Source organism: Streptomyces durocortorensis (assembly GCF_016901035.1).
GTDB lineage: Bacteria > Actinomycetota > Actinomycetes > Streptomycetales > Streptomycetaceae > Streptomyces > Streptomyces durocortorensis.
On the sequence record NZ_JAFEUF010000211.1, the window covers coordinates 1 to 12,228 of the forward strand.

Here is a 12,228-nt window from a genome sequence, read left to right on the forward strand (position 1 = left end):
CCACCCCCGCGCCCGAGGCCGAAGGCCCCGGCACCCCCCAGCACCGAGGGCAGGACGGACCGGCCGCCCCCGGCACGGCAGAGGCGACGACCGTGCCCCGCCAGAAAACCTCGCACGACCCGAACCCCCTTGCGTACGGGACCGGTTCGGACCTCGTGACCCTGGGCCCGGGCTTCGACGCGCTCGACGACCCGGACCCGCTGCGGGCCGCCGACGCCGCGGGCACCGAAAGCCTGCTGCGCTGCTGGACCCGGGAGTGCGATCTGCCCAGGCCCGAGGGCGACACCCTGCGCATCGCCTTCCCCGCCAGCGGCACCGCCCTCCTCGTCCCCGTGCACTACTGGTCCGCCACCGGGGCCCACCGCTTCGGCGCACCCGTCCTGGAGAACGTCCCCGCCGACTCCCCGCCCGCCGACGCCGCCACCGTCGCCGTCCTCATCGGCCGCGAGGGCGGCGAGAGCGGCGCGGGCGATCTGGTCGGCCGGGTCGCCGACTCCGTACGCCACACCGCAGGCTTCATCGAGCAGCGGCGGTGCAGCCCGGCGGACCCCGCCGAGGCCGACCTCTTCCTCACCGCCGAACAGTCCCTGCTGCTCGGCCACCCCCTGCACCCCACGCCCAAGAGCCGCGAAGGCCTCTCCGAATCGGAGTCCCGCCGCTATTCGCCGGAGCTGCACGGCTCCTTCGCGCTCCACTGGTTCGCCGTCGACCGCTCGCTGGCCGCCACCGACTCCGCCTGGAGCGACGACGGTCCGGCCACCGCCGAGGAGCTGCTCGCCCCGCACGCCGCGGGGCTGAAGACGCCCCCCGGCACCGTCGCCGTCCCCGTACACCCCTGGCAGGCGGCCGACCTGCTCCACCGCCCCCAGGTCCGCGCCCTCGCCGAGACCGGTCTGCTCCACGACCTCGGCCCGCACGGCGAGCACTGGCACCCCACCTCCTCCATCCGCACCGTGCACCGGCCCGGCGCGCGGGTCATGCTCAAGCTCTCCCTCGGCGTCCGCATCACCAACTCCCGCCGGGAGAACCTTCGTAAGGAGCTGCACCGGGGCGTCGAGGTCCACCGCCTCCTGTCGACCGGGCTCGGCGAGAGCTGGCAGCGGGAGCACCCCGGCTTCGACATCGTCCGCGATCCCGCCTGGCTCGCCGTCGACGACCCCGAGGGCACACCCGTCTCCGGGCTCGACGTGATGCTCCGGCACAACCCCTTCGGCCCGGGTGACGACGCGGCCTGCATCGCCGGACTCACCGCGCAGCGCCCCCGGCCCGGCCGGACCGGCATGCACTCGCGGCTCGCCGAGGTCGTCTCCGGCCTGGCCGCCCGCACCGGCCTCACCACCACCGCCGTTTCCGCCGAATGGTTCCGGCGCTATCTGCACCACGTCGTGCGCCCCGTCCTCTGGCTCGACGCCCACGGCGGAGTCGCCCTCGAAGCCCACCAGCAGAACACCCTCGTCCTCCTCGACCCGGACGGCTGGCCCGTCGGCGGCCGCTACCGGGACAACCAGGGCTACTACTTCCGCGACTCCCGACGCGGCGAGCTGGAACGACGGCTCCCCGGCATCGGCACCGTCAGCGACACCTTCGTCTCCGACCCGGTCACCGACGAACGGTTCGCCTACTACCTCGGCATCAACAACGTCCTCGGCCTCATCGGGGCGTTCGGATCCCAGCGCCTGGCCGACGAACAGGAACTTCTCACCGTCCTGCGCCAGTTCCTCGACGAGACCGCGGAACTGGGCTCGCCCCTGCCCGCGTATCTCCTGGAGAACCGCCAACTGCGCTGCAAGGCCAACCTGCTGACCCGGCTGCACGGCCTCGACGAGCTGGTCGGACCGGTCGACACCCAGTCCGTGTACGTCACCATCGCCAACCCGCTGCACAGCTGAGCACCCGCACCAGGCAGACTCCGAGCGCACCCGCTCCTACGCTGCCACCGACCGCACCCGGTCCAGAGAGGAGAGCGCCACCGTGCCTCCCGCCGACCCCTCAGCGGAACCTGACGCCGCGCCCGACGCCGGGAGCACCGGAGTCGGGCGCGGCGGCGCCGGAAGCAGTGGCGCCGTAAGCGCCGGCGCCGGGAGCGACGACGTCGAGAGCGACGACGTCGAGAGCGCCGACGCCGGGAGGGGCACCGCAGGGAGCACCGGTGTCGGGAGCAGCGGCGTCGAGGACACCCTCGACCTGAAGCTCACCGAGGAACTCCTCGTACTCATCGCCGAGGAGCGCAGCGCCGGGACGCGGCGGGCCACCGTCCCCGGTGACCTGCTGGGCGACCCGGGCTCCTGGCCAGCGGCTGCTACCCCGGCGGGGGAGTTCGCCCTCCTCCCCGTCAGGCTGGAGCGCGACCTCCCCGTCATCAGCCGCTGGATGAACGACCCCGCCGTGGCGGCCTTCTGGGAGCTGGCCGGTCCGGAGTCCATCACCGCCGACCACATCCGGCCCCAGCTCGAAGGGGACGGGCGCAGCATCCCCTGTCTCGGCGTGCTCGACGGCACCCCCATGAGCTACTGGGAGATCTACCGCGCCGACCTCGACCCCCTGGCCCGCCATTACCCCGCCCGCCCCCACGACACCGGCGTCCACCTCCTCCTGGGGGGCGTGAAGAACCGGGGCCGGGGGGTGGGCACCACCCTGCTCCGCGCCGTCGCCGACCTCGTCCTGGACAACCTTCCGCGCTGCGGGCGGGTCGTCGCCGAGCCCGACCTGCGCAACACCCCGTCCGTATCCGCGTTCCTCAGCGCCGGGTTCCGCTTCTCCGCCGAAGTGGATCTCCCCGACAAACGCGCCGCGCTGATGATCCGCGACCGAACGTACCGAGCCCAGCTGTGACTTGCTCTCCGCACTTTCCATACCGCTCGAACCTCATAGGTTCCCTCCGGAGGAGTCCCCGTGCCGATATCTCCCACGAGCCGTGATTCAGCCGAGTCCCCGCAGCTGTTCAGCCCTCCGGAGCTGGACCGGCAGATCTGGGACCGGGCCGCAGCGAGGCTCCTCGCCAAGATGCTCGGCGAGTTCGCCTACGAGAAGATCATCGAGCCGGTTCCGGGGCCCGGGACCGGCGGCCTCCACCGACTGACCCTCGATGACGGGGGAGTGCTCGCCTTCACCGCTCGGCGCGGCGTCTACGGCAGCTGGCGCGTCGACCCCGATTCGATCGAGATCACGGCGCAGCCCCCGGCCGCCCACGTCAACGGTTCGGCCACCGCGCAAGCCGACGCCCAGTCCAACGGCTCACCCGCCACGCAGGCCGACGGGGCGGCCGCCGCCCCCCGCCCGTTCCGCGACCCGCTGACCTTCCTCACCCGGGCCCGCGACCTCCTCGGGCTCGACGGCACGACGCTGGGTCACCTCATCCGCGAGCTGACCCTGACCCTGTCCGCCGACGCCCGGCTCGACCACACCGCCCTCGCCGCCGACCAGCTCGCCGCGCTCGACTACGCGGAGCTGGAAGGCCACCAGACCGGCCACCCCTGGCTGGTGGCGAGCAAGGGACGGCTCGGCTTCTCCGCCGCCGACGCCGCCCGCTTCACCCCAGAGACGCGCAGCCCGCTCCGGCTGCCGTGGATCGCGGTCAGCAGCCGCCTCGCGCAGTTCCGGGGCGTCGGCCGCGTCGCCACCCCCGGCCAGCTGTACGCCGGAGAACTCGACCAGGACATCCGGGACGCCTTCGCCGACATGCTGCGGGCCCGGGGACACGACCCGCGGGACTACCTCTACCTCCCCGTACACCCCTGGCAGTGGGACGAGTGGATCGTGCCGCTCTTCGCCCCGGCCATCGCCGACGGCGACATCGTGGCCCTGCACACCGACGGCGACGCCCGACTCCCGCAGCAGTCCATCCGCACGTTCGCCAACGTGGAACGGCCCGAGCGGCACACCGTCAAGCTCCCGCTCTCCATCCTCAACACCCTGGTCTGGCGGGGCCTGCCGACCGAGCGGACCCTCGCAGCGCCCGCCGTCACCGCCTGGGTCCAGGGGCTGTGCGAGGGCGACCCCTTCCTGCGTGACACCTGCCGGGTCGTCCTCCTCGGCGAGGTCGCGTCCGTCGCCGTCGAACATCCGCTGTACGACCACCTCCCCGAAGCGCCCTACCAGTACAAGGAACTCCTCGGCGCGATCTGGCGGGAGCCCCTGCCGCCCCGCCTCGCCCCGGGCGAACGCGCCCGCACGCTCGCCTCGCTCCTCCATACGGATCCGGCGGGCCGCGCGTTCACCGCGGAGCTGGTCGAGCGCTCAGGCCTGAGCCCCGAGACCTGGCTGAAGCGGCTCTTCGCCGCCCTGCTGCCGCCTCTGCTGCACTTCCTCTACCGCTACGGCACCGTCTTCTCCCCGCACGGCGAGAACGCCATCGTCGTGTTCGACGAGAACGACGTGCCCGTACGGCTCGCCATCAAGGACTTCGTCGACGACGTCAACATCAGCGCCCACCCGCTGCCGGAACACGCCGCCATGCCCGACGAGGTACGCGCCGTCCTCCTCACCGAGGAGCCGTCCTTCCTCACCCAGTTCATCCACTCCGGCCTCTTCGTCGGCGTCTTCCGCTATCTGTCGCCCCTGTGCGAGGAGCAGCTCGGGGTCTCCGAGGACACCTTCTGGTCACTCGTCCGGGCGGAGATCGTGCGCCACCACGCCCGCTTCCCGGAGCTGAAGGAGCGGTTCGAGCTGTTCGACATGCTCACCCCCGAGATCGAACGCCTCTGCCTCAACCGCAACCGCCTGCATGTCGACGGCTATCGGGACCGGGCCAGCCGCCCGCACGCGGCGATCCACGGCACGGTTCCCAACCCGTTGCACCCCTCCGCCCGAGGCCGGGAGTGACCGTCGTTGTCAGTGGTGCGCCGTAGGCTGGTCGGGCTATGACGAAGCCATCCCTCTCCGAGCTCCTGCACGCCGCCGTCACCGCCGTCGGCGGTACGGAACGGCCCGGCCAGGTCACCATGGCCGAAGCCGTCGCCGAGGCCGTCGACGACCAATCGCACCTGCTCGTCCAGGCCGGCACCGGTACGGGCAAGTCGCTCGGCTATCTGGTGCCGGCCCTGGCGCACGGGGAGCGGGTCGTCGTGGCCACGGCCACCCTTGCCCTCCAGCGGCAGCTCGTGGAGCGCGACCTTCCGCGTACGGTCGAGTCCCTGCATCCGCTGCTGCGCCGGCGCCCACAGTTCGCCATGCTCAAGGGCCGGTCGAACTACCTCTGCCTTCACCGGCTCCACGAAGGGGTGCCGCAGGACGAGGAGGAGGGGCTCTTCGACCAGTTCGAGGCGGCGGCCCCGTCCAGCAAGCTGGGGCAGGACCTGCTGCGGCTGCGGGACTGGTCGGACGAGACGGAGACGGGCGACCGGGACGACCTCACGCCCGGCGTCTCGGACCGGGCGTGGGCGCAGATCTCGGTCTCCTCGCGCGAGTGCCTGGGCGCGACGAAGTGCGCTTACGGCGCGGAGTGCTTCGCCGAGGCGGCCCGCGAGCGGGCCAAGCTCGCGGACGTGGTCGTCACCAACCACGCGCTGCTCGCCATCGACGCCATCGAGGGCGCGCCGGTGCTGCCGTCGCACGAGGTGCTGATCGTCGACGAGGCCCATGAGCTGGTCTCCCGGGTCACCGGCGTCGCCACCGGCGAGCTGACCCCCGCCCAGGTCAACCGCGCGGTCCGGCGTGCGGCGAAGCTGGTCAACGAGAAGGCCGCCGACGCCCTCCAGACCGCGGCCGAGGGGTTCGAGCGGGTCATGGAGCTGGCGCTGCCCGGACGGCTCGAAGAAGTGCCCGAGGACCTCGGCTACGCGCTGATGGCGCTGCGCGACGCGGCGCGCACGGTGATCTCCGCGATCGGCGCCACCCGGGACAAGTCGGTCGAGGACGAGAACGCCGTCCGTAAGCAGGCCCTGGCCTCGGTCGAGTCGATCCACGGCGTCGCCGAGCGCATCACCCAGGGCTCGGAGTGGGACGTCGTCTGGTACGAGCAGCACGACCGGTTCGGCGCCTCCGTCCGGGTCGCGCCGCTCTCCGTTTCGGGGCTGCTGCGCGAGAAGCTGTTCGCCGAGCGGTCCGTGGTGCTGACTTCGGCCACCCTCAAGCTCGGCGGCGACTTCAACGGGGTGGGCGCGTCCCTCGGACTGGCCCCCGAGGGCACGGCGGGCGAGGACGTCCCGCAGTGGAAGGGACTGGACGTCGGCTCCCCGTTCGACTACCCGAAGCAGGGCATCCTCTATGTCGCCCGGCATCTGAACACCCCGGGGCGCGAGGGATCGCGCACGGACATGCTGGACGAGCTCGCCGAGCTGGTGGAGGCGGCCGGCGGCCGGACGCTGGGTCTGTTCTCCTCCATGCGCGGGGCCAAGGCGGCGGCCGAGGAGCTGCGGGGCCGCCTGGACAAGCCGATCCTGCTCCAGGGCGAGGAGACGCTCGGCGAGCTGATCAAGAACTTCGCGGCCGACCCGGAGACCTGCCTCTTCGGCACGCTGTCGCTCTGGCAGGGCGTGGATGTCCCGGGGCCGAGCTGTCAGCTGGTGGTCATGGACCGGATTCCGTTCCCCCGGCCCGACGATCCGCTGATGAGCGCCCGGCAGAAGGCGGTCGAGGAGGCGGGCGGCAACGGCTTCATGGCGGTCGCGGCGACGCATGCCGCCCTGCTGATGGCCCAGGGCGCGGGTCGACTGGTCCGGGCTACAGGCGACAAGGGCGTGGTCGCGGTGCTGGATCCGAGGCTCGCCAACGCGCGGTACGGAAGCTATCTGCGCGCCTCGCTGCCCGACTTCTGGTACACGACCGACCGGAACCAGGCGCGCCGCTCGCTGGCCGCCATCGACGCCAAGGCGAAGGCGGACGGGGCATAGCCGGACGGGCGTAGCCGGCCTTGCGCCGGGCTGTGACGTCGGTCCCGGGGCAAGGCAAAGCCCCGGGACCGACGTCATGATCGACGTCCTAGGGAGTCCCGGGGCCGACAAGTCCTGACCGGCGCTGCCGTCTTCTCAGACCCGGCGCAGCACCGCCACCACCTTGCCGAGGATGGTCGCCTCGTCGCCGGGGATCGGCTGGTACGCGGCGTTGTGAGGCAGCAGCCATACGTGACCGTCCTCCCGGCGGAAGCGCTTGACCGTCGCTTCGCCGTCGAGCATGGCGGCGACGATGTCCCCGTTCTCCGCGACGGGCTGGCGGCGGACGGTGACCCAGTCGCCGTCACAGATCGCGGCCTCGATCATCGAGTCGCCGACGACCTTCAGGACGAACAGCTCACCGTCGCCGACGAGCTGGCGGGGGAGCGGGAAGACGTCTTCCACGGACTCCTCGGCGAGGATCGGACCACCGGCGGCGATCCGGCCCACCAGCGGCACGTACGACGCGGCGGGCTTGCCCGTCGTGTCGGTCGGCTGAGTGCTGGGCTGGTCCGATCCGCGGACCTCGTAGGCACGGGGGCGGTGCGGATCCCGGCGGAGGAAGCCCTTGCGCTCCAGCGCCATCAGCTGGTGGGCGACGGACGAGGTGCTGGACAGGCCCACCGCCTGACCGATCTCCCGCATGGAGGGCGGGTATCCCCTCCGCTGCACGGAGTCGCGGATGACCTCGATGACCCGCCGCTGCCGGTCCGTGAGCCCCGAGCTGTCCGCCCGGATCCCGGGAGGCCTGCCGGGCATGGAACGCCCCGGGCGTGCGGGCTCGGGCCCGTCCGTGTTCGTGACTGAGTCATTCATGGCATGCACCGGCTCAAGTCGGCTCTGGGAGCGGTGGTCCCGGGCGGTGATGGTGGCACTGTCTGCGGTGGTGGTCACGTCGGCCCCTCTCGAATGTTCTCCCTAGCTGGACAACGGTAGTAGCTTTCGAAAGGTTGCGCCAAACACACGTTCGAGTGAAAAACGAATAAAGGGGTGCCGCGGTGCTGCCGACAGGTGTATGAGCACCGGAACAGGGGTCGCGCGGTCTCCGCGGGGTCCTGTCGCGGTCTCCGGCCGATTCTTTCATCCGGACCCCTGCGCTTTTTCATCAGGACCCTGCTGCGCGTCTCCGGTCAGGACCCCGCGCCGAGTCTTTCATCCGGGCCCGTGCGCCGAAGCCCCGGCGGCTCGGCGGCCCCGCGTTTCCCGTACCCTCTTCCTCGGCCCACGCTCTCCCCGAGCGGCCTCCGAGCGAGGTCCGGCGCGCGACACGCGATGGGGCCGAAAACGCGACTCGGCCCTAGATCTAGTGGTTGGATTGCTCCAGTCGCCCAGAAGTTGTGGTCTCGGTTCAATCGCGCCGTGGTCATCGCCTATGCTGGGGACTGCTTCCAGGGGGCCGGAAACGGCCTTGACGAGGCTATTCAGTCGTGCGTGTGAAGGAGGGTTGGGAGCCATGCACTGCCCCTTCTGCAGGCACCCCGACAGCAGGGTCGTCGACAGTCGCACCACCGACGACGGGACGTCGATCCGTCGCCGCCGGCAGTGCCCCGACTGTTCCCGTCGCTTCACCACGGTGGAGACCTGCTCGCTGATGGTGGTCAAGCGCAGCGGCGTGACCGAGCCCTTCAGTCGCACCAAGGTCATCTCCGGCGTCCGCAAGGCCTGCCAGGGACGGCCCGTCACGGAGGACGCCCTCGCCAAACTCGGCCAGCGGGTCGAGGAGGCGGTGCGCGCCACCGGCAGCGCCGAGCTGACCACCCACGACGTGGGGCTGGCCATCCTCGGCCCCCTGCAGGAACTCGACCTCGTCGCGTACCTGCGCTTCGCGTCCGTGTACCGGGCGTTCGATTCCCTGGAAGACTTCGAGGCCGCCATCGTGGAATTGCGTGCGCAGCGGCCTTCCGCGGAGGGCTGCGGGAGCGGCGAGACCCTTGAGGTCCCCGCGCCCGCCACTGCCGCCGACTGAGCGGTACGCGCCCGTCACGGTCCGGAGTCATCTCCGTTGGCCGGTGGCCGGGCGAATCAAGACCTGTACCCGTGGCCGAGTGCGGCCCACGGGGCAACGGACACACATTGTGCCTGGGAAGATCTGGGCACTTCAGGGCGTTTTCGCCCACATATGGGAGGCGGCATGACAGAGACGGCGAGCGGCCCGGCACGAGGTTCCCGCACCAAGGGCGCCAAGGCGAGCAAGGGTCTGCGTATCGAGCGCATCCACACCAACCCCGGCGTGCACCCGTACGACGAGGTGGCGTGGGAGCGCCGTGACGTCGTCATGACCAACTGGCGCGACGGCTCGATCAACTTCGAGCAGCGTGGCGTCGAGTTCCCCGACTTCTGGTCGGTGAACGCGGTCAACATCGTCACCAGCAAGTACTTCCGCGGGGCCGTCGGCACGCCGCAGCGCGAGACCGGTCTCAAGCAGCTGATCGACCGGATCGTGAAGACGTACCGCAAGGCCGGTGAGGACAACAGCTACTTCGCCTCTCCCGCGGACGCCGAGATCTTCGAGCACGAGCTGGCCTACGCCCTCCTGCACCAGGTCTTCAGCTTCAACTCCCCGGTCTGGTTCAACGTCGGCACGCCCCAGCCGCAGCAGGTCTCCGCCTGCTTCATCCTGGCCGTCGACGACTCCATGGAGTCGATCCTCGACTGGTACAAGGAAGAGGGCATGATCTTCAAGGGCGGCTCCGGCGCCGGCCTGAACCTCTCCCGTATCCGCTCCTCCAAGGAGCTGCTCTCCTCCGGCGGCAACGCCTCCGGTCCGGTCTCCTTCATGCGCGGTGCCGACGCCTCCGCCGGAACCATCAAGTCCGGTGGCGCCACCCGCCGTGCGGCCAAGATGGTCATCCTCGACGTCGACCACCCCGACATCGAGAACTTCATCGAGACCAAGGTGAAGGAGGAGGAGAAGATCCGCGCCCTGCGTGACGCGGGCTTCGACATGGACCTGGGCGGCGACGACATCACGTCCGTCCAGTACCAGAACGCCAACAACTCGGTCCGCGTGAACGACGAGTTCATGAAGGCCGTCGAGGCGGGCGGCAAGTTCGGGCTGCGCGCCCGGATGACCGGCGACGTCATCGAAGAGGTCGAGGCCAAGTCCCTCTTCCGCAAGATGGCCGAGGCCGCCTGGGCCTGCGCCGACCCCGGCATCCAGTACGACGACACCATCAACGCCTGGCACACCTGCCCGGAGTCCGGCCGGATCAACGGCTCGAACCCGTGCAGCGAGTACATGCACCTGGACAACACCTCGTGCAACCTCGCCTCGCTGAACCTGATGAAGTTCCTCAAGGACGACGGCCTGGGCAACCAGTCCTTCGAGTCCGAGCGCTTCGCCAAGGTCGTCGAGCTGGTCATCACCGCGATGGACATCTCGATCTGCTTCGCCGACTTCCCCACGCAGAAGATCGGCGAGAACACCCGCGCCTTCCGCCAGCTGGGCATCGGTTACGCCAACCTCGGCGCCCTCCTGATGGCGACCGGCCACGCGTACGACAGCGACGGCGGCCGCGCGCTCGCCGGCGCCATCACCTCGCTGATGACCGGCACCTCGTACAAGCGCTCCGCCGAACTGGCCGCGGTCGTCGGCCCGTACGACGGCTACGCCCGCAACGCCGAGCCGCACCAGCGCGTCATGAAGCAGCACTCCGACGCCAACGCCAAGGCCGTCCACGTGGACGACCTCGACTCCCCGGTCTGGGCCGCCGCGACGGAGGCCTGGCAGGACGTGATCCGGCTCGGCGCGAAGAACGGCTTCCGCAACGCGCAGGCCTCGGTCATCGCTCCGACCGGCACCATCGGTCTCGCGATGTCCTGCGACACCACCGGTCTGGAGCCCGACCTCGCCCTGGTCAAGTTCAAGAAGCTGGTCGGCGGCGGCTCGATGCAGATCGTCAACGGCACGGTGCCGCAGGCGCTGCGCCGTCTCGGCTACCAGCCCGAGCAGATCGAGGCGATCGTCGCCCACATCGCCGAGAACGGCAACGTGGTCGACGCCCCCGCCCTGAAGACCGAGCACTACGAGGTCTTCGACTGCGCGATGGGCGAGCGCTCCATCTCCGCGATGGGCCACGTCCGGATGATGGCGGCCATCCAGCCGTGGATCTCCGGCGCGCTCTCCAAGACGGTGAACCTCCCCGAGACGGCAACCGTCGAGGACGTCGAAGAGGTCTACTTCGAGGCGTGGAAGATGGGCGTCAAGGCGCTCGCCATCTACCGCGACAACTGCAAGGTCGGCCAGCCCCTCTCCGCCAAGACCAAGGACAAGGAGAAGGAAGAGGTCACCGCGAAGGCCGAGGAGACCATCCGCGAGGCGGTCGAGAAGGTCGTCGAGTACCGCCCGGTCCGCAAGCGCCTCCCCAAGGGCCGTCCCGGCATCACCACCTCCTTCACGGTGGGCGGCGCCGAGGGCTACATGACCGCCAACTCCTACCCGGACGACGGTCTCGGCGAGGTCTTCCTGAAGATGTCCAAGCAGGGCTCGACCCTCGCGGGCATGATGGACGCCTTCTCCATCGCCGTCTCGGTCGGTCTGCAGTACGGCGTCCCGCTGGAGACGTACGTCTCGAAGTTCACCAACATGCGCTTCGAGCCGGCCGGTATGACGGACGACCCGGACGTGCGGATGGCGCAGTCGATCGTCGACTACATCTTCCGCCGCCTGGCGCTCGACTTCCTGCCCTTCGAGACCCGCTCGGCCCTCGGCATCCACTCCGCCGAGGAGCGTCAGCGCCACCTGGACACCGGCAGCTACGAGCCGACGTTCGAGGTGGAGGAGCTGGACACGGACAGCCTGGCCCAGTCGGCCCCGGTCCACGCCGAGCCCCTGAAGGCGGTGCCGGCCCCGGCGGAGTCCGCCCCGAAGCCGGCGCCGAAGACGGCGCACACCTCGGCCGAACTGGTCGAGATGCAGCTCGGCATCAGTGCCGACGCCCCGCTCTGCTTCTCCTGCGGTACGAAGATGCAGCGCGCCGGCTCCTGCTACATCTGCGAGGGCTGCGGCTCGACGAGCGGCTGCAGCTGACCGGACGCGGAAACGCGTGCGGAGCCGCGTAGGGCATAGCTGACCCGCGGCTCACGAAGGGGGGGGGGCCCCCCCCCGGGGGGGGGGCGCCCGCCCCCCCCCGGCGGCCGGGCCCGCAGGGGGCCGCGCGCCCCGCGCCCGCGCGCCCGGGGGGGGCCCCGGGGCCCCCCCCGGGGGGGGGCGCCCCCGCCGGGGGGGGGGGGCGCCCCGGCTTTCCCCGCCCCCCCCCCCGCCCCCCCCGCCCCCCCCGCGCGGCCCCCCCGCCTGGGCGGGCGCGCCACACGCGTGGGGGCCTAAAACGCGACTCGGCCCTAGATCTAGTGGTTGGAT

Annotated in this window: 7 protein-coding genes; 6 read left to right on the top strand and 1 reads right to left on the bottom strand. The window is 71.1% G+C overall.

The genetic code is table 11. The features are described 5' to 3' along the window. The 4 genes from JS521_RS28150 to JS521_RS28165 form a co-directional block, all read left to right on the top strand. Positions 1 to 1,889: IucA/IucC family protein (locus tag JS521_RS28150; protein ID WP_205085776.1), on the top strand; the 1,889-nt coding region annotated here is incomplete at its 5' end. Positions 1,890 to 1,971: 82 nt separating this feature from the next. Next, positions 1,972 to 2,832, top strand: a complete 861-nt coding sequence (locus JS521_RS28155) for a GNAT family N-acetyltransferase (RefSeq protein WP_205085777.1) — start codon at positions 1,972 to 1,974, stop codon at positions 2,830 to 2,832. A gap of 60 nt (positions 2,833 to 2,892) precedes the next feature. Then, complete coding sequence (locus JS521_RS28160; protein WP_205085778.1) at positions 2,893 to 4,821, top strand: IucA/IucC family protein; 1,929 nt, start codon at positions 2,893 to 2,895, stop codon at positions 4,819 to 4,821. Between the two features lie 38 nt (positions 4,822 to 4,859). After that, positions 4,860 to 6,830 carry an ATP-dependent DNA helicase gene (locus JS521_RS28165; protein ID WP_205085779.1) on the top strand — a complete coding sequence of 657 codons (1,971 nt, stop codon included), beginning with the start codon at positions 4,860 to 4,862 and terminating at the stop codon, positions 6,828 to 6,830. A gap of 135 nt (positions 6,831 to 6,965) precedes the next feature. On the opposite strand, the gene lexA is transcribed toward JS521_RS28165, so the two are convergent. Then, the gene (gene lexA, locus JS521_RS28170) at positions 6,966 to 7,763 is read right to left on the bottom strand and encodes a transcriptional repressor LexA (protein WP_010072358.1); all 798 of its coding nucleotides are present in this window, start codon (positions 7,761 to 7,763) and stop codon (positions 6,966 to 6,968) included. Positions 7,764 to 8,322: 559 nt separating this feature from the next. Between lexA and nrdR the strand changes: the two genes are divergently transcribed. After that, on the top strand, positions 8,323 to 8,835 hold the full coding sequence (nrdR, locus tag JS521_RS28175; RefSeq protein WP_205085780.1) for a transcriptional regulator NrdR: 513 nt from the start codon (positions 8,323 to 8,325) through the stop codon (positions 8,833 to 8,835). 165 nt (positions 8,836 to 9,000) lie between these two features. Next, positions 9,001 to 11,898, top strand: a complete 2,898-nt coding sequence (locus tag JS521_RS28180) for a vitamin B12-dependent ribonucleotide reductase (RefSeq protein WP_205085781.1) — start codon at positions 9,001 to 9,003, stop codon at positions 11,896 to 11,898. The last annotated feature ends 330 nt before the right edge of the window (positions 11,899 to 12,228 follow it).